Consider the following 22544-nt stretch of genomic DNA (forward strand, 5'->3'; position numbering starts at 1 on the left):
TTTCTTTCTGAAAAAGCATCCCTGTGCACCTCTCTTTCTACTCATATGCGTATAATCTTGTAACTGTAAATGTTTTCTTTTTATTTGCCAGCACGTCTGCCGAAGCTTCCAGCGCAACGATACAGTGATCCAGACGAAAATGTGGTCTATTTCCTTTATCCCGGATTGTACATTCGATCATATCCATCCCCCGCAGAACTTTCTGCTGTCTGTTTTTTGTCATAAGCATCACCTGAAGATAATCCTCATAGGACATTCCTCCGGCTGAATTTCTTCTTGATGAATCCAATTTTTTCAAAAGCTCACCTAAATTTTCCAGAGACAATTGCCAGTCTGCTGCTGTTTTGACAAGTGGTACTCTCCCTCCTGCAAAAAGCTCTCTCACATCCAGAATACTCTCTGCAAATGCCCAGCAGAACATCAGCGCTGCTTCGATCACAACTGCTGCCGGTGGAATCAGAAAACTGGAAGCAATTGCCAGTGAAAGAGCTTCGATCTGAATACGTTTTCCTCCATCAGCGATCAGGTATGCCATATTTACGCCCTGCCTTATAAGGAGAAGTTTTTTTGCCACCGAATTCAGATTTTCTCTGTCACTATTTTTTCCTCCAAGAATATATTCCACCTGATATTTAAGTCCTGCTGATGCCGGATATGTATAATTTCCAAGTTTATTCAGGAGGTACTGTCCGAAAAGGATTCCTGATGTGTACGAATTATTGGACTGTATATTATTTTCCATTCCTTCCTGCAGCTTTCTTTCAGATGCCATCATTTTTCTGTTTATCGATGCATCAGAAATTCCTTTTTCAGCCGGAACAACAAGGTCTAACAGTCCCATTTTTCGGACCTTGCGAATAATGGGAATCGGATTTTTCACTTCCGTATTTACTCCACCGGTAAGATCATCCACATCTCCGCCATTTCCTAAGTCATTTACTGAACCCTGTTCCTGCCGTTTTTCTTCTTCCTCACTCTTTTTTGCCGCATCCGAGATCGCAGAATCATAAGATTTCAAAGTTCCTCCATTCTCTGCCTGCTGCCCCTGCTGCTCTGCCTGATCCGTTTTTTTCTGTCGCTCCCTCATCCTGTTCAAAAGGTTCTGTACCCCCTGGCTTCCCAGTGTCTCCCGCATGTACTTCACTGCCTGCTGATAAAAAACTTCTCCGTTTCCGTCTGTCAGCAGCTGGTATCCATTAAATCCTCCCTGGACAAGCTTCAGTTTCTGACTGTTCTGCTTCAGTACAGGCTTCATATAAGATTCAAAATTATCATATACAGAAGCCATATCCAGCTCTTCCATTCCGCCTGCATACAGCGCAAACAGATCATAATCTTCCAGAAGTGTCCTGTCATACTGCCCGAACAGAGAATAGAGCCCTATATCCATACTGTTCAGTATCTGCGTTCTGGCAGCAGCCATCCGTACCGATTCGATACTTGCACTTACAAGCGACAGAATAACGCTTAAGACTAATGCCAGAAAAATGGTAATGCTGCCTTTTTTCACTGTTTTTGCCAAGAGGTACATCTCCTTTCCAAAACATCAGATCAATGCCCGTTGTTTTTTATTTTTCTCAAATTGCATTGCTTTGTTTTGTGATTTTTGCAAGGATTTTCTTTACAAGAGCTGTGAGCTGTTCCTTAAAGATGACGACCAGACTGATCAGAACCACCAGAATCAGGATAATCTCCACAACTCCTACTGCATCCTCCTCCACTGCAAATTCTTTTACATATCTCCACAGATTTTTCATTTGTCACCTCTCATTTCTCTTGTTTTCAGGTTTTTTCATTGTATTTACCCACTGTAAAAGGAAAGACAGGCCGGCAGCATGATCACTGCCATTATAACCAGCAACATGAGGATCATCGGCAAAAGCAGCTTGGTGGCTGCCGCCTCTCCCAGTACTCTTGCCTTTCTTTTTCTTTCCTCCCACGCCTCCACAGCCTCTTTTTCCAGCAGGTCTGATAAATACCGGCTTCCTTTCTGAAGATTCTGTATCAAAAGTGTGGAAAGGGTCTTATATTTTACCTGCCCGCACCGCTCTCCGAATCTCCGGTAAGCCTCAGACTCAGAAATTCCACTGTCCATCTCAAAGCATGTCATCCGGATTTCCTCGTAAGCTGCCCGTTTCTGTCCTTCTTCTCTCTTTCCATAATCAAAGGCGATTTTCTGAAATGCCTTTCTGGCAGTTAAGCCTGCCTGTACCAGAAGCGTAAATTTCATGATCAGCCCCGGATAATCCATCAGCATCTGTTCCCTTCTTCTGATCTGAACAGTCTCTTCCTCCCGTTTTTTTGCTATCACCAGTGCTGCCGCCGCGATCAGTCCCATACCAGAGATCAGGTTTCCCGTTGTATCCTTCGGTTGCTGCCATTCCAGATGCTTTCCGTTCCATTCCTCTGGAAGATAATAGTACTTCGGGTCATTCTTTTTCTGGTTGTACTGTACGATCATATCCTGCAGCTCTTTCCCGCGCTGCTGCTCCTCACTCAGTTCTTTTTTCGTTTCCGGTTTTTCGCCCGTTTCTTCCGTCTCTTTTTCCGGCACCTGCACATACAGGGAACCGGATTCCTGCCCGTCTACAGATACCATGAATTTCTTTTCATAAGCACCTGTCTCCTCTTTTTCCATACGGTATCCGGATGAATACACCGTACCTCCGCTGCTCTGAAGCGTCAGAAGCATTCCTATGATATTTCCGGCAAGTGCCACCAGGATAAAAAGCTTCTGTCCCTCTGCATTACCTGCCCACGGAGGCAGCCGTCCCAGCTTTCCGGCAAGAAAAGCACCAAGGATCACCATAAATATCACAATATGTATCCACATCACATACACCTACACTTCTATATCCACAATTTTAGTACCCAGCCAGTAAGACACTCCATAGACCACCATACACGCAGTCATGGCACAGATTCCAAAAGGATTTCCATACAGTACATCCAGGAATCCCGGCGAAGTCAGCTTCAGATAACAGATGATACCTGCCGGCATAATACTCATGATCATCTGCTCTGATTTTTTTGCTGCCAGTGTTGCCTCAATCTCCTTTTTCACCTCTATTTTATCGCCCAGCATACGAGCTACCTTCTGTATCACCTGTGTCATATCGCCACCGGTTCGTTTCGCCGTATAAAACACTGCAGCAAAATTCTCAATATCCTCCACGCCACTTCTTTTTCCCAAATCCATAAAAAGCTCTTCCGCAGGAACACTCAGACGAAGCTGGCTCTCAATATAGCGAAACTCATTTAAAATATCACTTCCATTCTCATAAAGCCTTCCCAGATCCTTCACACTGGCCCGCACTGCATTCTCCGCAGAGTATCCTGCCTGAACTGCCACATTCATTGCTGTCAGTGCATCCCGGAACTGATAATTCAGATCCCGTTTCTGCCGTATAATACATTTTTTTCTCTGCATTTTCAGAAAAAGAACCGACATTGGAAGCATAAACAGCAGTACCAGAAGGTTCTGATAAAACAGATAATCGGCGACAGCGCACACGGCAACTCCCTCCAGAAGATATTTTGCTGCTTCCTTCGCCGTAAAATGATACGTCCTGTAATCTTTCCTCGTAGCTTCCCACTTCTGTTTCTTTCCTTTCTGTCCTTTCATAACCTGATCCCTGCCCGTTCCATTTTTTCACAATGTAAAAGTTCTCCTGTTTTTATAAGTCCGTTGTCTCCTTCACGCCGGTATAACGGACGCGTCAGGATCTCTCCGTTCTCAAATCCGCACACCTCTGTGATCTCCAGCAATTTTCTGCTCTTATCCCGCATTCGTCCAAGATGTACCAGAATATCTACTCCCGATGCAATCTGTCTCCGTATTGCTTCCAGGGGCAGATCAATTCCCATAAGTGTCATCGTTTCGATCCTGGAAAGCATATCTCTGCTGCTGTTGGCATGCAATGTAGAAAGACTCCCGTCATGCCCTGTATTCAGACTCTGCAGCATATCTACCGCCTCTCCGCCACGCACCTCTCCCACAATTATTCTGTCCGGTCTCATTCTCAAAGCCGACTTGATCAGGTCACGGATCGTTACCGCCGCTGCGCCTGCCATATTTGCCATTTTTGCCTCCAGGCAGACCAGGTTATCAATTTCCCGGATCTTCAGCTCTGCATTATCCTCGATTGTGATCAGACGTTCATCTTTGGGAATGTATTCTGCAACAGCTCCCAGGAAAGTTGTTTTTCCACTTCCTGTTCCTCCGCCGATCACCATGGAGTACCGAGCCTGTACCAGCTTTTTCAGAAATCCCGCACACTCCTCTGTGATACTCCCCAGGGAGATCAGCTTCTCCATCGTAATGGGATCATCCGGAAAACGCCGGATTGTCAGTATTGGTCCATTCAGAGCCACAGGATACACAACTGCATTGACACGCGCCCCATTCTCCAGTCTTGCATCCACAATCGGCGAAGATTCATTCACAACACGATTACACCTTCCAACGATCTGCTGGATTACATCTTCCAGCTTTTCCCTGGAGGTAAATGTCTTATTCCATCTGGTCAGTTTTCCGTTACGTTCCACAAAGATCGCATCCGGTCCATTGACCATAATCTCTGTAACGCTTTCATCTTCGATCAGCTCCTGCAGTACATCCAGCTTTCGCACGGAACAGAACAGTTCCTGCCGAAGCTCCACTTTCTCTTTCAGCGAAAAAAATTCTTTTCTTGTCTGATTCAGTATCAGATCATCGATCACCTCCAGAATCTCGTCATCGGACAATTCTCTGGACACATCCAGCTGTTCCATAAGAAGATCATGTATTTCCCGGAATTTTTCTCTGTTCATGGTCAGTCCTTTCTCAGAAGTTTGCGTATATAATCACCAAGTTCACTCCATACAAGCTGTTCTACATAAGATTCCGAAGATATATTCTTCATGTGAAAAGGCAGGTGCAGCTTCTCTGTTTTTTCCAGTATCGTATCTTTATTCCAGATACGCAGAAGATTTTCAAACTGCGTCATCTTACACACAGATACTGCATCCTTAAGAACCGGCATATAGATTTTTCCGCACAGCTCCAGAAGCTGAAAATCCTCATCTACACCGCTTCCGATATCCAAGATCAGCACCTCATAAGAGCTGTGCAGTGTTATCTCCTGCAAAAGTTGTTCCCAGTCTTTCCAGGATACTGTACGAATATCCGAAGGAGTCCGTACAGGTGGTATGAAATCCAGATTATTTACAGTCTGGATCATTCCGTTCATTCTGTGAATAAGATTTTCATTTCCCTGTCTCACGTAATAAAAAAGGTCACTTAAATTTGTAGGAAATTTCTTTCCCAGAAGTTCCTCAAATCCGGAATATTCTTCAAGATTCAGATAAAGAACGGCCCGTTCCTTAGCCAGTATCTGTCCAAGTGCAAGCGCAAAAGAGGTTTTCAGACATCTGCCAAGCGGTGAATAAACACCTATAATATCCATTGTCTTTTTTAATGCAGGAAAATCCACCGGATTCAGTGCTTTCTCTTCTCCATAGCAGGCCATCACTTCCCGTATTACATCAGAAGATGACTGATATTTGTACACACTTGAATACTGATCCAGTTCCGGCGGATGTACTCCTTCCGAAAGAATAATGATCTTTCCGATTCCAAGCTCACGAACTTCTCTCCTCATCGCCTTATCAGAAATCAGCAGCAACTCAATATGATTTTCTTTTCCGTAGGCGATCAGACTCTCCGCCGTGGTAAATGCCTGAATCTCAAAGGGAAGATTCTTCTTTTGGTTCAGATAGTCCATAAAGTTAAAAGCATAATCTACTTCCAGATCACAGACTGCAAATATGTTTTTCTTCAATACACACCTCCTGCATAAAGCACTGCGCTTAAGAATATCGGTACCGTAAAATGAAAATTTTCCGGAAATTCTGTTCCCTTCCTGTAATAAGGATGCATTTCCCCTGTCACATAAAATTCATTCATATACCGAAAAAAATAAAGGAATCTCTGGCGGATACCGCCTGTAGAAATAAGAATTGCCATAGAAATGCCTGCTCCTGCAAGCAACGAATAAAAAATACATTCTGCAACTGTCCGTGGACCCATGATCCCACCAAGTGCACATAAAAGCTTGATATCCCCGGCACCAAGCATCCGGAATATAAATAATATCCCAAGAATGATAACCGGAGTCGAAGCTCCTGCCAGAAATACAAATCCACCTCTCAGACCTTTTTCTGTAAACTGAATAAGAAATCCTGTCACAAAAGAAAAAAGAATCCAGCCATTGTCCACCGATGCACTCTTAAAGTCCATCCAGACTGCCATTGCAGAAATTACCACGGGTAAAGCTCTGTAAAAAGACATACGCGCCCCCTTCCCACAAAAATAATGATTCAGTTATAATAAAAGTGGAAATTCCCGCCTGATCTGGCGGTGATCGATACCAGAAGATCTCTGGTAAAATTTATTATAGATGTCTGTCTGCGCTTTGTCCAGCATTTTCGTTCGACAAATTCTGACACGCCCTGAAATTCTCCGCAAAAGCAATCCGGAACATTTGTTTTGATTACACCTGCATATTTCACGTTTTTCCAGGCAACGAAAAAAGCAGTAGGAATGCGACTTCCAACTGCTTTCGCTTAGTAGCCAGTACGGGAATCGAACCCGTGTTTCCGCCGTGAGAGGGCGGCGTCTTAGCCCCTTGACCAACTGGCCATATTCATTTGTTTCTGTCGTTTGATTTCGTTTTTTGTTGTTTCCCTCAACCGACTTCGTTAGTATATAACACTTTCTTTCAAAATGCAAGTACTTTTTTTAATTTTTTTTAAAAAATTTCATGTTTTTCATGTTTATTCGTTTTTTACGCATTTTCCGGGATTTCATGCGCTTGACCACAGTGGTTGTAAGTGCTACTATCAAATCACAAAATGCGAAAGAAGGAACTCCTATGACTCAGCTTTTATGCCTGGGCGACAGCATTACAGACTGCGGCCGGCTTTTCTTTCCTAATCCGCTGGGAAACGGATATGTGAAAGAACTTTCCCGGATGCTTTCAGATACCAGTCAGAATTTTTCTGTTATAAACAAAGGAATCGACGGCCTTACCCTGGAGAAGCTTTTGCATCATGCTCCTTCCTGGCTTCAGGCGACCGATCCTGATATCATCACAGTTCTTATTGGAATCAACGACATTGGCATTATGATGAACACCCGCCGCACATCCGGACAGCAGCAGCTTCTGATGCAGAAATTTTCTGAGCAGTACGAACAGCTTGCCCGTCTGCTTTCTGACAGAAAAAATACCGGTGCCCGATACCGCAGGCTCTTTTTTCTGGAACCGTTTATCTTTTCGTGTCCACAATATTACGCTGCCTGGAAACCACTTCTTTTACAAATGTCCGGTCAGATCCAAAAGATCAGCCAGAAGCATGGAGCTGTTTTTGTCCCGTTGCAGGATGCCCTGGCTCAGGAAGCCTCCCGTTCCGGTGCAGATTCCATAACCACGGATGGGATTCATCTCACACCACGTGGTCACCAGATACTTGCCGGGAAACTTTATTCGTCAATTACATCAGAAAGGTGATATCATACTATGGAAAAAGCAATCAAAAAAATCGAGGATATGTCACTGAACGCATGGCCATCTCATAAAATGGAGCTTTACGATGGCTGGATCCTCCGTTTTTCTTATTTTTATACACACAGAACCAACAGTGTGGAGCAGTTCGGCACCTCCACTCTCCCATGGCGGGAAAAAATCCCCTACTGCGAGCAGGTCTATCGGCGTCTCGGAACTCCCGCGATCTTCAAGATCAGCCCTCTTGTTTCTTCTGATTTTGACTATATGCTGGAAAACCGCGGCTACTCAATCCAACACGTTACCAATGTTATGACCGTTGATCTGGATGATGCAGTCCTGGATGCCCCTGTCACAGATGTTCTTTTTACCAATGAGATCCCTGATTTCTGGATTCACAGTCTTTTTGACCTCAAGGGAACCACGAATCCTGTACACAGAAGTGTCGTTCCGTCCATGTACCGCGCGATTCTCAAGGAAACTGTCTGTGCCTCCATCACAAAAAACGGTCAGATCATTGCCACCGGTCTTGGTATTCTGGATCGTGACTATATCGGTATCTACGCGATTCATGTGCGGGAGGATTACCGACGCAGAGGCTATGCGCGCCAGATCTGCACAGGACTTCTTCGCGAAGGCAAAAAAAGAGGTGCAAGCCATGCTTATCTTCAGGTTGTAAAAAATAACGATTCCGCAGAAAAACTGTACCACTCTCTTGGTTTTCGCTATTTTTATACTTACTGGTTCCGCGTCCAGCCTATGGGAACACGTTTTCAGTAAACCGGCCGCCTCATCAATAATTACAGGGATTTTCTGTAAATCCCTGTAGAAATCCCGATTTCTTTTTGCTATAATACCTGTATCTTACATAATATCTTTCCTGTCTTCATATACTAATCCTTATCAAATATAAGGAGACCTATCAGATGAACGATCCACAGGAAACAAACGACAAAAATCCCTATCATATTTATTATAAGAATTATCTGGATACTAATGCCTGTACTGAATGCACCGGCCTGATCAACCATGGAATAGACAGCCGTGAGCAATGGGATTCTTTTCGCCAGATCTTTGATTTTGCACCGGTACCGGAATCCCATAGCTCTACAGAAAAACAGGACTGACCGTTATTCCAGGTCGGAGGACACAAACAAATGAAAAAACTCTCTGCTGCATGTATGATTCTCGGCCTCTCTCTTTTTGCGGGCGGCTGTAGCATCGATCATGTTGATGATCATATTATTTCCCTTCAGGACAAAATTTCAGACACTGCTGCTTCACAGGCTTCCGGTCAGGATGAACAGGCTTCTTCTCAGGAAGAACGTGTTTATATGGATGAGATTTCCGGCAGTCTTCAGGACTTTGACGGAACAAATCTTACGATTTCCAGCAACGGTGAAACCTATGTTTTCGATGTTTCACAGACAAGACTGGAGTGCAAATATGGCATCGTTCTCAGCGATAATGTCAGCGTGATTTACGAGGGACAGCTTTCCGGAACAGATATCAGCACGATCTCCCCTGTAAAAGTAACCGATCAGTATCACAACGAAACCCCTCTGGAAGACCGCACCCTGAAGGGAAAAATAAAAAAACTCACAGCTAATGCGCTTGTTATGGTAACAGAGAAGGGTAACACCGTAACATTCCCTGTAACCGGTGTAAATCAGTACTACAAAAAAGGCATCAAGGCTGGCAGATGGGTCTATGTTCATTTCCGCGGCAAATTCATCAATACCTCTATGGTCGATGACAAACAATACGACGGAAGCTTTACCAAAGTGATCAGCGTTTCTGATACAGAACCTCTGAATGTTCCCGAGGCAACTCCGACACCATCTCCGGAACCGAAGAAAAAAGAACACCATCTTCGTGCCCGGATCGTAAGTGTCAGCACAAATACCATGACCGTTATTCCACAGACTACCGGTTCCGAGCTTAACATCCCGCTTTCTTCTGCTCCCGTATATTTTAAAGGCGGCATGGCTCCCGGTTCCTATGTAAATATCATTTATACTGGTAAATTTAACAGCGAATCCACAAGCGGCATGAAAATCCGCGGTATCACAGGCGAAGATCCCGATACGCTTTCCGTCCGCAATATTACTTCCACCGTGACCGGCACCATCCTCGGAACAACTGCCAACACAGTGCTGATCCAGACCTATGATGGTGTGAATATCCTCTGTGACCGTGAAAACGCTCAGGATCTTTCTTCCAGTGCAATGGAAAAAGGTGCGGATCTCAAGGTCACTTTTAACCCTGCGAAATCCCGCACCTCCAATATTTATTCCTGTATTAAATTCGAAGACCCGTGACGGAAGACGTTCCGGATTCTTTTTTCTCCGTCTTCCATCCATCTTCGTACCTCCGGTGTATCACCCAGTATGTCAAAAAAGGCTCTGCACTCATCCTCCACACCCTTGCCGTGCAGAACCCGGTATGCACCGGCGTCACTTCCCACAGCTACGTGGATTTTTTTCTCAAAAGCCATCTTAAGATTCCGTTCTCCGGTCTCAGTGATTGTTCTTAAAACTGCATCCTCGAATCTTCCACAGCCCATCAGATTCCGGACAGTTACAAGTGTAGGCACCCACACACTGTTACTGTCTGCCAGCATAGTGAGCGTTTCTTTATTCATATAATTCCCATGCTCAATACTGTCAACACCAGCCTCTATAGCCGCCTGCACACCATATATACCATTGGTGTGGCTCATCACAGCAAAACCTTCCTCATGGGCAATATGTACCATTTCTTTTACTTTCAAAACTTCCAGAGGTGTTCCCGTGATCTTTCCATGATCCGAGAAATCCAGCAAACCGGTCGTCATGATCTTGATAAAATCTGCGCCCGCTTCTGCTGCTTCCAAAACTCTTCTGTGATATTCCTTCATATTTGAGAAGCTTTTTCCCACGATCCTGCCATAATGGCCTTCTTTATAAATGGCAAAAACCGGCGTACGGTAATCGATTCCATATTCCTGTGCCAGCTCGGCCGTGCGCTTCGATACGCCATAATGGTCTCCTCCGTCCCGTACAAAACGAATTCCTCTTTTCCGGTATTCTTCCAGATGTAAACGTATCAGTTCGTCCCTTGGACCATTTTTCTGTTCCTCAACAGCTTTTCTGTAGTCATATCCATTGAGAAATATATGTGCATGACATTCTCCAAACATTTCCATCACTGCTCAAAAAATCTTCGAATTTCTTTCTCCGTTGCCTGTACAGACCCCTGCACAAAGAACGGTTTTCCACCGCCACGTCCATTTAATGCAGCATTCATATCCTTGGTAAACTGACGGAGATCTCCATCCTTTTCACCCATTGCATACTTATAGGTTCCGTCCGAATTTCCGGAAAATACCGCACAGCATCCGGCACAGGTCTGTGTCACTGCATCTGCCAGCTTACGCACACTGTCTGCGTCAAGCCCGTCCATAAAGATCAACACACTGCCACTTCCTGCATAACGCTCTGCTTCTTTTTTGCACATATCGTCTACCAGCTGTCCTACCTGACCTTTCAGACGGAAATTCTCTTCCTGAAGTCGGGATACAGCCTGGGCAGTCTTGTCCATTTTTGCAGAAAGCTTCACTGAAATCTGATGATTCTGTTCATTGACCATGTTGAGATAATCGAGAACACGTTTTCCGCAGATCATCTCAATTCGGACACCCTCGCGGAATTTTTCCACAGAAAGGAGCTTCACCATACCGATCTCTCCGGTATGTGTCACATGTGTTCCGCAGCATGCACAGATATCCACACCTGGAAACTCCACGATACGTACCTGTCCTGTAAGCTCTTTTTTGCTGCGGTAATCAATTTTTTCCAGTTCCTCTGGTGTCGGATATAAGATTTTTACCTCGAAATCCTCCCAGATCTTCTCATTGGTCTTCTGCTCGATCTCTGCCAGCTGTGTTTCATCCAAAGGACCATTCAGATCTACTGTGATCGTATCACTTCCCATATGGAAGCCTACGTTATCATAACCATAAGCCGCATGGATCAGGCCACTGACCATATGCTCACCGGAGTGCTGCTGCATCAGGTCAAATCGCTTTGCCCAGTCAATCTTTCCTGTCACTTCGCTGTCCGGCTCCAGCGGTTTATCTGTATAATGAAGAAGCTCCCCGTCTTTTTCATGTACTTCGCTGACCTTTGCATCATTCAGATATCCGGTATCACTTGGCTGTCCGCCACCCTCCGGGTAAAAAGCACTCTCATCCAGAATAATGTGAAAGCCTTTTTTCGCTTCCCTGCATTCCAGAACCTTTGCCGTAAATTCTTTTTTATATACATCTTCGTAATATAAGCGTCTCGTCTCTGTCATCTGTCTCATCCTCGCTTTCTGTCGCTGTTCCTTTTTTTCGTTAATAGTATAGAACAATTTTTCCGACCCTGCTATAAAAATTCCTATTTTTTTGTAAAAAAGCTGAAGTCTTTCTTCTGACTCCCGCGTTATAATAGGTGAACGGGAAGAGAAAGGAGCTGATTATATCTCACGGGAAGAATATCTGGAATACCTGATCCACACTTATCAAAATTTAATATATTCGATCTGTCTGAAATCTGTAGGCAATCCGTTTGATGCTGAGGATCTGACCCAGGATGTTTTTCTTTCCGCTTACAAAAATCTGTCCCGTTTTGACGGTACCTACGAAAAGGCCTGGCTCAGCAAGATCGCAGTCCGCAAATGTCTGGATCATCTCAAAGCTGCGGGCAGACGTACCATTCCTACTGAGGACACTTATTTCAATCAACTCCATGACAACGAGGCATCTCCTGAAGAAACCTGTCTGGATAAAGATTTTCAGAATCGAATCCGCAGTCTGTGCTCTAATCTGAAAAGTCCCTATAAGGAAGTGGCTACCGCTCATTTCTGTGAAGAAAAAACCGCTTCAGAAATCGCAGAAGCCCAAAACAAAAATACAAAAACCATACAGACGCAGATCTACCGTGCCCGCTCCATGTTAAAGGCACTGCTGGAAAGGAGTGATTAGATGCATGTAACTGATAACGAACTAAAAAAATTTCAGAACGGAACTATGAATACCGAAGAAATGACACGGTTTCTGAAACATATGGAGCAATGTGATTTCTGTCTGGATCAGCTGCTTCAAGATGAAAATACCGTTTCCGAACGTGCACCATCTTACCTGCAGGCAGAAATCCTCAAAAAAGCTTCCTCACCGGAAATCAGAGCTTCCAGAAAAATCCACGAAACTGCTTACTGGATGAACCTGTTTTGTGCCGGACTTCGTACAGCAGTTGGAATGGGTATTGCTCTGATCATGCTTTTTTCTGTATCACAGGCAGATTTTACTGCTTTAAAACCAACACCGGAGACGCAGACAAAAATTTCTTCGTCCTTTAATATCGGTTCCGAATTAAATCGATTCTCAAACCAGGTAGGCATTCATCTTTCCGCAAATTCCCGGAAGATCAGTGATAATCTCGGTGAACTTACGAATAAAATTATAAACGGAGGCAAATAATATATGAAAAAACAAAAACATGGTTTCTGGGTATTTATTTTTTCTCTGATCCCCGGTGCCGGGGAAATGTACATGGGATTCAAAAAACAGGGAATCAGCATTATGACGCTGTTCTGGGGTTCCATTGCTCTGGCTTCCATATCCGGTATGGGATGGCTCACTATGATCCTGCCGATCGTATGGTTTTACAGTTTCTTCAATGTTCATAACCTGAAGTCACTTTCTGAGGATGAGTTTTATTCTGTAGAAGATAATTACATTCTTCATATGGATCAGCTTTCCGGTGATGTCGGAACGCTTCTCAAGCAGCATCGTTCCCTCACTGCATGGATTCTGATCATCTTCGGTGTCAGCATTCTGTGGAGCCGTTTTTCAAGTCTCCTGTGCATCATCGTACCGAATAAATTTGCTGACTATGTATATGAGATCTGTCACGGTCTTCCACAGATGGTCATTGCCGCAGGTATCATTGCTGCCGGTGTTTATCTTCTTTCCCAGCAGAAGAAAAACCTGAGCGAGGATGGGTCAGATAAAGATGAACATTACTGGGAACCGTACCGGCCTTATCAGCAGCCAGCAGATTCTGACGTTAATACTGCCCCTGACCAGACAGCCGGAAATTCTGCTGAAGCTCTCCCTGGAAATGTTGTTCCAACTTCCCGTACAGAAGCTGCTCATAAAAACGATGATACCTCTGATAAAGAAAATACTCCAGATTCCTCATTACAATAAATATTGCAGCCACACAAGTCCAGCGGATATTTGCAATCCGGCATGAGACTTACTTAATTCAATAAAAAACGCTATCAGCCCTCTCTGTAATACACTGAATATACATTCAGTTCTGCAGATTACTGATAGCGTTTTTTATTTTAAGGGTGTTTTATTATATTTACTTTCAGTCAGTTATGATTCTCAGCCTGCATACACTACATCTGAAAACTGCTGTGATGTATTGGCAGTTGCTGCTTTGATCCATCCATAGCTGCCGCCGTACATAAGCTTAATGTACATACTGTTACCTTTTCTCCAGACCTGCATGATCTTCACTGGAGCACCTTTTTTGATCGTAAAGGCTTTCTGGGTAGTTCCCGGAGCTTTGTAAGCTGTCAGAGTCCTTTTTGCAGTAAGAAGTTTCGTCAGGTGCTGTCCTTTGGAAATATTCACAAGAGTTCCGTAGTAGGATGTACGTAATAATTTTCCATTTTTGTATGTATAATTATAAGTGATTGTACATCCACCGAGAGAATAGCACATCAGTCCATAGCGAACTTTTATTGTATTTCCACTGATCTTTACAATATCGCCACTGCAGCGTGCGGCATATCCGTTAAATAATGTCGTAAAATTAACAGCTGTTACCATTTTCTTCTTACTTTTATCGTAATTAAAAAGTCCACATACTGCATGATAATCATTATCTGTTATCGCATCAATATAAAGATACGGTTTACCATTTGCCAGTGTATAGAGACTGGCTTTTGCACCATAGAAATAAGTTGCTGATTTCATGATGTATGTTTTATCATTGATACTGATAAAAATATTGTTGTAATATCCGTTGCTGTCCTTCTTGTCAATCTTACCATTCAGTCCAAGTGCAATGTTAAACTGATCTACCTTGCTGTCTCCTGTAACATCATAGGATTTGTAAACATTCTGTCTGCTGCTTCCTATTCTAAGATTGACCTTTGTTGGATTTTTCGTTGCTGCGCTTACTGAAAATGTAGAAATCAGCATCAGACTTAACAGCAACAGACAGCTTCCCATAAGCTTTTTCATCTTTTTTCTATTCATTTTCTTTTCCCCTTCTTTTTCTTATAAAAAAACACCCTTTACATGCTTTCTGTATAAACAGTATAGCACCTAAAAGGTGTTTTTTGTATTTATAATTTTAACTATTTACTGCTTATGTGTAACCTTAAGACGTGTCATCGCTCTTGCAAGAGCCAGCTGATTTCTGTGATATTCCATGATGCTCTGTTTCTGGCGAAGCTGCTCTTCTGCACGATCCTTTGCTTCCTGGGCACGGCGGATATCGATCTCCTCCGGACTCTCTACACTGAGGCAGAACAGCTTGGCACGGTTGTTGATCATCTCAACAAATCCGCTGCTCACAGCAAAAACATGCTCCTTGCCTTCTGCATCCTCAAAACGCATCTCTCCCGGAATGATCGCTGCTACCACATTGGCATGGTGAGCAAGGAATCCTTCCTCACCATCTACAGCCGGGATTACAAGCTTCTGAGCACGTCCTGCATAAGCCCGTTTATTACTGGCATAGATCTCCAGGCCAAATGTCTCACTCATAGCCGCTCCTTACTGCCGGTTCTCCTCGGCTTTTGCTTTTGCAATTACATCGTCAATGGTTCCGACGTTGAAGAATGCGTTCTCCGGATACTCATCCATCTCACCATCAATGATTGCCTTGAATCCACGGATCGTCTCTTTCAGCGGTACGTATTTACCTTTGATACCGGTAAAGTTCTCAGCTACATGGAATGGCTGGGAAAGGAATTTCTGGATCTTTCTTGCACGGAATACAGTCTGCTTATCTTCCTCTGAGAGCTCTTCCATACCAAGAATAGCAATGATGTCCTGCAGCTCTTTATATTTCTGAAGAATCTCCTGTACTCTACGTGCTACTTCGTAATGTTCCTCACCGACAATATCTGCCTCCAGGATACGGGAAGTAGACTCAAGTGGGTCTACAGCCGGATAAATACCCTGCTCAACGATCTTACGGGAAAGAACGGTTGTTGCATCCAGATGGGCGAATGTTGTTGCCGGAGCCGGGTCAGTTAAGTCATCGGCCGGTACATATACAGCCTGTACAGATGTAACAGATCCTTCCTTGGTGGATGCGATTCGTTCCTGAAGCTCACCCATCTCAGTTGCCAGTGTAGGCTGATATCCTACTGCGGACGGCATACGTCCAAGCAGAGCGGAAACCTCAGATCCTGCCTGTACAAAACGGAAGATATTATCAATGAAAAGAAGTACGTCTCTGTGCTCCTGATCACGGAAATACTCTGCCATAGTAAGTCCTGTCTCGGCAACACGCATACGTGCTCCAGGCGGCTCGTTCATCTGTCCGAACACTAAGGCTGTCTTCTCGAGAACGCCTGATTCTTTCATCTCGGTCCAAAGGTCATTACCTTCACGGGAACGCTCTCCGACACCGGTAAAAATAGAATATCCGCCATGCTCAGTTGCGATGTTCTGAATCAGCTCCTGAATAAGAACTGTCTTACCAACACCGGCACCACCGAACAGACCGATCTTACCACCTTTAGCATATGGCGCAAGAAGGTCGATAACCTTGATACCTGTTTCCAGAATCTCTACAGCCGGTTTCTGCTCTTCGAATGAAGGCGGATCACGGTGGATGACCCAATGCTCTTCTCCGTCCAGGGATTCTCCGCCGTCTACGGTATCTCCGAGAACATTGAACAGACGACCAAGTGTTTTATCTCCAACCGGAACCTTGATACCACTTCCGGTAGCTGTTACTTCTCTGTCTCGCTGCAGGCCCTCACTGGCTCCCAGCATAATGCAGCGTACGATATTATTTCCAAGGTGCTGGGACACCTCCATAACGCATCTCTTACCGTTGTTTTCTACTTCAAGGGCATCCTTGATATCAGGAAGCTGTCCGTCTTCAAAAACAACGTCTACAACAGGTCCCATAACCTGTACAATCTTACCTTTATTCATAGTCATCACTTCCTTTTTTGTGCTTTAGCACCGCTGATAACCTCTGTGATCTCCTGCGTGATCGCAGCCTGACGTGCACGGTTGTACTGAATGGAAAGATCCTTCAGCATCGCCTTCGCATTATCTGTAGAGGACTGCATTGCTGTCATTCTCGCATTGTTCTCACTGGCATATGCCTCTACAAGACATCCATAGATCACACCTGTAAGGTAGTTCGGGATCATGGTATCCAGAAGCACATCTGCAGACGGAGATAACACAATCTCCTCCTGATAGATATCTGCCGGAACCTGACCCATTTTAAAATCAGCTTTTTTCAGCGGTAAAAGCTGCATATTCACATTCTCCATTGCCATTGCATTCTGCATCTGTGTATAAACAATGTGAATCTCATCCAGCTCTCTTTCCAGAAATGCCCGTACGATCTCTTCAGTGATAAGGCGTGCTCTGTGCATGGTCGGTTTCTGCACAGTATAGTGGAAACTACCGTCCATGTCCACATCTCTCTTGCCGAAATACTGACGCCCTACCATACCCAGGACATACAGTTTATGATGTCCCGGTACTTCTTCCATGAAGTCTTCTGTCATTTTCTGTACATTATGATTGTATGCACCAGCCATACCTTTATCGCCTGTAATGACGATAGTTCCTACTTTTCTTTCTTCTTTCGGAACAAGATGACGCTCACTGAAAAAAGGATGCTGGATATCCGGCATATGACGGAGGATCCTGGCAATGGCAGCCTGCATATTATAGAAATATGGTTCCGTGTCCTGCAGGATCTTCTTGGCCTTCTGCATCTTGGAAGAAGAAATCATGTACATCGCATTGGTGATCTTCATGGTGTCCTGAATGCTTTTCATACGAGTCTGTATTTCTTTTGCATTTGCCATATCAACACCTACCTGCTCTTATCTCTGAATTCTTCTGCCGCCTTTACGATTTTCTCTACAAGCTCATCAGAGAGCTGCTTTGTAGTCTCGATCTCTTTGCCGATCTCAGGATATACATTATCAAAGTACTCCAGAAGATCCTTCTGATATTTCTTGATCTCTTTCTTTTCTACATCTACCATCAGCTTGTGAGTCGCAACGCAGAGAGTAATTACCTGCTGATGAAGACTTAACGGGCTGCAGAGCGGCTGTTTCAGAAGCTCCATCAGACAGCTTCCGTATTTCAGCTGTGCAGTTGTAGCCTCATCCAGATCTGAACTGAACTGGGTGAACACTTCCATCTCTCTGTACTGTGCCAGGTCGATACGTACACTACCGGAAGCTTTCTTCATAGCCTTGGTCTGTGCAGCACCACCAACACGGGATACGGAAAGACCAACATTGACTGCCGGACGCATACCTGAGAAGAACAGATCACTTTCCAGGAAGATCTGACCATCTGTGATGGAAATTACGTTTGTAGGAATGTATGCAGATACATCACCGGCCTGTGTCTCAATGATCGGAAGTGCCGTAATGGATCCGCCGCCTGCCTCTTCACTCAGACGGCTGGAACGCTCCAGAAGTCTGGAATGAAGGTAGAATACGTCACCAGGATATGCCTCACGTCCCGGAGAACGCTCAAGCAGAAGTGACAATGCACGATATGCCACTGCATGCTTGGAAAGATCATCATATACGATCAGTACGTCTTTACCCTGATACATGAAATACTCTGCAAGAGCAGTACCAGCATAAGGAGCAATATACTGAAGCGGTGCACAGTCGCTGGCTGTTGCGGAGAATACAGTTGTATACTCCATTGCACCGTATTTTTCAAGATTGGAAACTACCTTTGCAACGGTAGAAGCTTTCTGTCCGATGGCAACATAGATACAGATCACATCCTTACCTTTCTGGTTGATGATCGTATCGGTTGCGATGGATGTTTTACCTGTCTGTCTATCGCCGATGATCAGCTCTCGCTGTCCACGGCCGATCGGGAACATGGAATCAATGGAAAGGATTCCTGTTTCCAGAGGTACAGTTACAGACTTACGGTCGATGATTCCAGGAGCCGGGTTCTCGATCGGGCGGTATTCCTCTGCCTGGATCTCTCCCTTTCCATCAATAGGCTCACCAAGTGCGTTCACGATTCTTCCGATAAATTTATCCCCTACCGGAATACCTGCCTGCTTGCCAGTTCTGGCAACCTTGGTGCCTTCCTTGATTCCTGTATCCTTTCCGAAAAGAATACATCCCATGCTGTTGGCACGGACATCCTGTACCATACCTTTCAGACCATTCTCGAAGGTCACGACCTCACCGTACATGGCATGATCGATGCCATAAACAGTTGCGATACCATCTCCCACGGAGATGACAGTGCCTACTTCCTGGTCCTTGCTGATTTCGTCATAGTTCTTTATTTCTTCCTTGAGAATCGAAATGATTTCATCTGGATTTATTGCACCCAATTCAATTTCACCTCCGGGTTAATTTCTGTTTCAGTTTCTTATAACGTCCGATGAGGCTCCAGTCGTACTCACGATCTCCTGCCCTGAGAACAAATCCACCTACAAGGCTTTTATCCTCTGTAAGGGTAAGTTCCACTTCTCTGGCAGAAAACTGGCTACGGAGAAACTCCTTCATCTTATTTTCCTGCTCTTCGGCAGGACGTGTTACATAAAGAAGCTCTGCCTTGAGAATTCCTTTCTGTTCCCGGCTGTAAGCATCATAAGCTTCAAGGATCTCTCCGATTCTGTCAATCTTCTGATACTTACACGTTACTTTAAGAAAGCTCTTCATTTCCTGCGGAAAAATCCGCTCTATTACCTGTTCTTTTTCTTTGAGGGAAACAAGTGGATTTTCAAGCATCTTACCTATCTCAGGTGTATTCTTAAAAATCCTTCCTGTTTCGCAGATTGCCTCCCCCGGGACAGAAAGACCGTATAATGCTTTTGCATAATTAATGGACGTCTCTGTCATGAGGATCACCTGCTCCTTCTAAAAACTGGTCATATAGGGACATATCCTGTGCTTCGTCGTTCTTTTTTCCCATGATTCTGGATGCTGCATCCATTGCCAGCTCAGCCACTTTGCCTTCCATCGCTTTCATAGCAGCTTCCTGCTCAGTGCTGATATCTCTTCTTGCTTTCTCAAGAATCTGACCAGCCTGATCATTAGCTCTCTTCACGATGCTGTCTGCCTGTACTTTTGCCTCGTCCTTAGCCTGCTCTACAATACTGAAGGATTCCTCCTTCGCAGATTTCAGTGCATCCTCATACTGTCCTTTCAGCTGGTTTGCTTCAGTGGTTGTCTTCTCTGCTGAAGCAAACTGCTCATCGATCATGGCTTTTCTCTTCTCCATAACACCAATGATCGGGCCGAAAAGGAACTTCTTCATTAAAAGATAAAGAACGATCAGGTTTATAATAGTAAAGACAAGGTTGATATCAATTTTAATCACCTGGTCCACCTGCCTCTCTTAATCCTGAATTAGTATCTCGTCTTTACCTATTAGCCAAGCATGATGATGATCAGAAGACCGATTACGAAACCGTAAATAGCTGTTGCCTCTGCAAGAGCACATCCAAGAAGAAGTGCTTTACTGATCTTGCTCTCTGCCTCTGGCTGTCTTGCGATAGCTTCTACTGCTTTAGATGTTGCAAGACCGATACCAATACCTGCTCCAATACCTGTAAGAACTGCGATAGCTGCACCAATTGCGATTAACATAGTTTTTTCCTCCTGTAAAATACATTTTTTTCATTTTTAGATCAAGCGGATCTTCCGCTTCACTACTCAATTGCTTCCTTAATGAACAAGGATGTTAAGAATACAAATACATACGCCTGTATGAATCCGTCGAAGAAATCAAAATACAGGCTGAATGGTATGGGAAGAATGGCCGGACAAACAAACTCCAGCAGCTTCATAACTACGAAGCTTCCCAGAACATTACCGAACAACCGCATGCAGAGAGATGTAGGTCTGATCGCTATTTCCAGAATGTTGATCGGAAGCATGATCGGAACCGGCTCCGCAAAGCTTTTCAGGAAACCCTTCAGTCCCCTTTTATGAAAGCCTGCATACTCGATCAGAATAATGCTCATCAGCGCCAGCGCAATGGTAACGTTCATGTCCTTCGTTGGTGGTGTAAAACCAAATACGCCTGCGATATTGGCTATTCCGATGTAAATTACGGTTGACATCAAATAAGGCACATACTGTTTGCCTTCTTCTCCAAGGATACCCATGAAGAAATCCTGAAGAAAACTTACCCCGGTCTCCAGAAGCAGCTGCTTCTTACCCGGATTTTCCACACTGAGATTCCGAACTAAGATCAGAGACAGAATCACAAGAACCGCCATGATGACCCATGTGACTACCACGCATTCTGCAATTGGTATTCCACCAAACGCCGGAATGGTGAAGGCTGTCTTACTGTTTAGTTCTTCTGCCAGTGTACTTGATAAATCTCCCGTTTTTCTCCCTCCTTTTCTCTTGGCGCTGATCGCATCTTTTTATAATTGGTATGACCACGCCTTGTAGTTGACTTTATTTTACTCCGCATTTCCAGAATGTCAATATTATTTTTGCCTGTTTTGCACAAAAAAGAATGTTTTTTTTATACAAAATAGACAATTCAGTACTGACAGTTCCTATTCGGACTTTTTGCGTACAGATACTTCCCCGTAAGAAAGCAGGGTTTCTGAGCCATCCTGTTCTCTTACAAGCAGACGCCCATCAGAGGCGATCTCTTTCGCATAAGCCTCACGTGTACGCTGTCCGTCTGTAATGACGATCATATTTCCAGGAATGATATTATTTTCTGTATATTCTCTGGAAAGTTCCGGAGTTTCCACTTCCACAAGAAGCTGATTGACGATCTCCGCCACAAGAAGACTACAGTTTATATGTTCCGCTTCCTTCCTGCTTCCAAACAATGCTCCGGCTGTTTCCTGTATATTCTCCGGAAAGCCTCCCTCCGGCTGATACAGATTCAGTCCGATTCCAACGACCGCAAACTCTATGTTTCCACTCTCAAAATCTGTGGAAGCCTCTGTCAGTATCCCGCATACTTTCTTATCATGAAAGTACAGATCGTTGACCCATTTAATACCCAGGTCGATCCCGCAGATCTTCTTCACTGCACGATGTACCGCAGTTGCTGCTGACGTTGTGATCAGGAGTCCCTCCTTTAAAGTCCGCTCTGGTCTTAGAACGATACTCATATAGATTCCTGCATTTTCAGGGGAATAAAAACTCCGGCCTCTGCGGCCTCTTCCGCTTTTCTGTCTGCGTGCCAGTATCAGTGCACCATGACCTGCTTCTCCGGAAAATGCAGCCTCCCTGGCTGCTCTGTTCGTAGAATCCAGTTCCCGGTATATCTTTACCGATACATCCGGATGCTCAAGGTAAAGCCGTATCCCTTCTTCGGATAACCGGCTGCCACCCCGAAGCACATAACCCTTGTTTGGTCCTGCTTCTATGGTATATCCCTCTTCCCGAAGGGATTTCACAGCTTTCCAGATGGCTGCCCTTGTGCAATTCAGTTCTGCTGCTGCCGCTTCTCCGGATATCAGCTCATTCTCGTGCTGCTCCAGAAGCTTCAGCATTCTTGCTTTTACAGTCATATCTTCACCGTCCATGTTCCGCCGTTTTTTCTATCGGCAAAATGTTCCCTTCTAAGAGACGTGAGCTATTATAGCACTTAAACGTCGCGATGTCTATTATCTTTTTTACATATATCTTCCATATCAATTTTGTATTTCCAGAGTCATTGTTATTCATTTTTTCTCATTTATATTATCAAAAACCGTTATCACAAAGGCAATTCCC

The 22544-nt window shown here is 44.4% G+C and carries 26 protein-coding genes and 1 tRNA gene; 7 read left to right on the forward strand and 20 right to left on the reverse strand.

Translation table 11 applies throughout. The annotated features are described in order from the left end of the window. Positions 1-37: 37 nt before the first annotated feature. The 8 genes from WMO28_RS08805 to WMO28_RS08840 all read right to left on the reverse strand — a co-directional run bounded on the left by WMO28_RS08805 (position 38) and on the right by WMO28_RS08840 (position 6682). Positions 38-1522 carry a DUF5702 domain-containing protein gene (locus tag WMO28_RS08805; RefSeq protein ID WP_349056715.1) on the reverse strand — a complete coding sequence of 495 codons (1485 nt, stop codon included), beginning with the start codon at positions 1520-1522 and terminating at the stop codon, positions 38-40. A 55-nt stretch (positions 1523-1577) separates the two neighbouring features. Then, a complete protein-coding gene (locus WMO28_RS08810) occupies positions 1578-1757 on the reverse strand; it encodes a Flp1 family type IVb pilin (RefSeq protein WP_178641464.1) in 180 nt (59 codons plus the stop codon). Positions 1758-1801: 44 nt separating this feature from the next. After that, positions 1802-2833, reverse strand: coding sequence for a type II secretion system F family protein (locus tag WMO28_RS08815; RefSeq protein WP_178641461.1), 1032 nt, complete (start codon positions 2831-2833; stop codon positions 1802-1804). Between the two features lie 9 nt (positions 2834-2842). Then, positions 2843-3625 (reverse strand): type II secretion system F family protein, encoded by a 783-nt coding sequence (locus tag WMO28_RS08820; RefSeq protein WP_178641458.1) that lies wholly within the window; start codon positions 3623-3625, stop codon positions 2843-2845. Continuing rightward, positions 3622-4812 (reverse strand): TadA family conjugal transfer-associated ATPase, encoded by a 1191-nt coding sequence (locus tag WMO28_RS08825; protein WP_349056717.1) that lies wholly within the window; start codon positions 4810-4812, stop codon positions 3622-3624. Before WMO28_RS08825 ends, WMO28_RS08820 begins: the two co-directional genes overlap by 4 nt. 2 nt (positions 4813-4814) lie before the next feature. Next, entirely contained in the window at positions 4815-5822 is a 1008-nt protein-coding gene (locus tag WMO28_RS08830; protein WP_349056718.1) for a P-loop NTPase family protein, read from the reverse strand. Beyond that, the gene (locus WMO28_RS08835) at positions 5819-6331 is read right to left on the reverse strand and encodes a prepilin peptidase (RefSeq protein WP_178641438.1); all 513 of its coding nucleotides are present in this window, start codon (positions 6329-6331) and stop codon (positions 5819-5821) included. Before WMO28_RS08835 ends, WMO28_RS08830 begins: the two co-directional genes overlap by 4 nt. 279 nt (positions 6332-6610) lie before the next feature. After that, a tRNA-Glu gene (locus WMO28_RS08840) sits at positions 6611-6682 on the reverse strand. Between the two features lie 232 nt (positions 6683-6914). Between WMO28_RS08840 and WMO28_RS08845 the strand changes: the two genes are divergently transcribed. The 4 genes from WMO28_RS08845 (at position 6915) to WMO28_RS08860 (ending at position 9865) form a co-directional block, all read left to right on the forward strand. Then, positions 6915-7550: an SGNH/GDSL hydrolase family protein gene (locus WMO28_RS08845; protein ID WP_349056719.1), complete on the forward strand. Its 636-nt coding sequence runs from the start codon at positions 6915-6917 to the stop codon at positions 7548-7550. A gap of 9 nt (positions 7551-7559) precedes the next feature. Beyond that, positions 7560-8324 (forward strand): GNAT family N-acetyltransferase, encoded by a 765-nt coding sequence (locus tag WMO28_RS08850; protein WP_178641432.1) that lies wholly within the window; start codon positions 7560-7562, stop codon positions 8322-8324. A gap of 146 nt (positions 8325-8470) precedes the next feature. After that, positions 8471-8671, forward strand: a complete 201-nt coding sequence (locus WMO28_RS08855; protein ID WP_349056721.1) for a hypothetical protein — start codon at positions 8471-8473, stop codon at positions 8669-8671. Positions 8672-8701: 30 nt separating this feature from the next. Then, positions 8702-9865, forward strand: coding sequence for a hypothetical protein (locus WMO28_RS08860; protein ID WP_349056722.1), 1164 nt, complete (start codon positions 8702-8704; stop codon positions 9863-9865). Here WMO28_RS08860 and WMO28_RS08865 read toward each other — a convergent pair. Together WMO28_RS08865 and WMO28_RS08870 are read right to left on the reverse strand one after the other, a co-directional pair. Next, positions 9835-10725, reverse strand: coding sequence for an amidohydrolase family protein (locus WMO28_RS08865; RefSeq protein ID WP_349056723.1), 891 nt, complete (start codon positions 10723-10725; stop codon positions 9835-9837). The genes WMO28_RS08860 and WMO28_RS08865 overlap by 31 nt on opposite strands. Positions 10726-10730: 5 nt before the next feature. After that, positions 10731-11939: an alanyl-tRNA editing protein gene (locus WMO28_RS08870; protein ID WP_349056724.1), complete on the reverse strand. Its 1209-nt coding sequence runs from the start codon at positions 11937-11939 to the stop codon at positions 10731-10733. Between the two features lie 175 nt (positions 11940-12114). Between WMO28_RS08870 and WMO28_RS08875 the strand changes: the two genes are divergently transcribed. Genes WMO28_RS08875 through WMO28_RS08885 form a run of 3 tightly spaced genes read left to right on the forward strand, consistent with a single transcriptional unit; the run spans position 12115 to position 13779 of the window. Then, positions 12115-12552 (forward strand): RNA polymerase sigma factor, encoded by a 438-nt coding sequence (locus tag WMO28_RS08875; RefSeq protein ID WP_349056767.1) that lies wholly within the window; start codon positions 12115-12117, stop codon positions 12550-12552. Next, complete coding sequence (locus WMO28_RS08880) at positions 12553-13047, forward strand: hypothetical protein (RefSeq protein ID WP_349056725.1); 495 nt, start codon at positions 12553-12555, stop codon at positions 13045-13047. Between the two features lie 3 nt (positions 13048-13050). Further along, complete coding sequence (locus WMO28_RS08885; RefSeq protein ID WP_349056726.1) at positions 13051-13779, forward strand: hypothetical protein; 729 nt, start codon at positions 13051-13053, stop codon at positions 13777-13779. 183 nt (positions 13780-13962) lie between these two features. Here the strand turns inward: WMO28_RS08885 and WMO28_RS08890 are convergent, their stop codons facing one another. From WMO28_RS08890 to WMO28_RS08935, 10 genes are all read right to left on the reverse strand, one after another. Next, positions 13963-14844: a hypothetical protein gene (locus WMO28_RS08890; RefSeq protein ID WP_349056727.1), complete on the reverse strand. Its 882-nt coding sequence runs from the start codon at positions 14842-14844 to the stop codon at positions 13963-13965. 105 nt (positions 14845-14949) lie between these two features. Beyond that, a complete protein-coding gene (atpC, locus tag WMO28_RS08895; protein WP_178644876.1) occupies positions 14950-15357 on the reverse strand; it encodes an ATP synthase F1 subunit epsilon in 408 nt (135 codons plus the stop codon). Positions 15358-15366: 9 nt separating this feature from the next. Next, positions 15367-16764 carry a F0F1 ATP synthase subunit beta gene (gene atpD, locus WMO28_RS08900; protein WP_349056729.1) on the reverse strand — a complete coding sequence of 466 codons (1398 nt, stop codon included), beginning with the start codon at positions 16762-16764 and terminating at the stop codon, positions 15367-15369. A gap of 5 nt (positions 16765-16769) precedes the next feature. Next, on the reverse strand, positions 16770-17660 hold the full coding sequence (gene atpG / locus WMO28_RS08905; RefSeq protein WP_178645445.1) for an ATP synthase F1 subunit gamma: 891 nt from the start codon (positions 17658-17660) through the stop codon (positions 16770-16772). Between the two features lie 8 nt (positions 17661-17668). Further along, entirely contained in the window at positions 17669-19177 is a 1509-nt protein-coding gene (gene atpA, locus WMO28_RS08910; RefSeq protein WP_021652816.1) for a F0F1 ATP synthase subunit alpha, read from the reverse strand. 7 nt (positions 19178-19184) lie between these two features. Next, positions 19185-19688, reverse strand: a complete 504-nt coding sequence (gene atpH / locus WMO28_RS08915; RefSeq protein WP_119239285.1) for an ATP synthase F1 subunit delta — start codon at positions 19686-19688, stop codon at positions 19185-19187. Next, positions 19669-20169 carry a F0F1 ATP synthase subunit B gene (gene atpF, locus WMO28_RS08920; protein WP_022427145.1) on the reverse strand — a complete coding sequence of 167 codons (501 nt, stop codon included), beginning with the start codon at positions 20167-20169 and terminating at the stop codon, positions 19669-19671. The genes atpH and atpF overlap by 20 nt, the downstream gene beginning before the upstream one ends. Before the next feature lie 50 nt (positions 20170-20219). After that, positions 20220-20438, reverse strand: a complete 219-nt coding sequence (gene atpE, locus WMO28_RS08925) for an ATP synthase F0 subunit C (protein WP_021652814.1) — start codon at positions 20436-20438, stop codon at positions 20220-20222. Positions 20439-20500: 62 nt separating this feature from the next. After that, positions 20501-21166, reverse strand: a complete 666-nt coding sequence (locus WMO28_RS08930) for a F0F1 ATP synthase subunit A (RefSeq protein WP_084449196.1) — start codon at positions 21164-21166, stop codon at positions 20501-20503. Positions 21167-21364: 198 nt separating this feature from the next. Further along, complete coding sequence (locus tag WMO28_RS08935; protein WP_178645447.1) at positions 21365-22339, reverse strand: biotin--[acetyl-CoA-carboxylase] ligase; 975 nt, start codon at positions 22337-22339, stop codon at positions 21365-21367. Positions 22340-22544: the final 205 nt, after the last annotated feature.

This window comes from Blautia aquisgranensis, assembly GCF_040096615.1.
In the GTDB taxonomy this organism is placed as follows: Bacteria; Bacillota; Clostridia; order Lachnospirales; family Lachnospiraceae; genus Blautia_A; species Blautia_A aquisgranensis.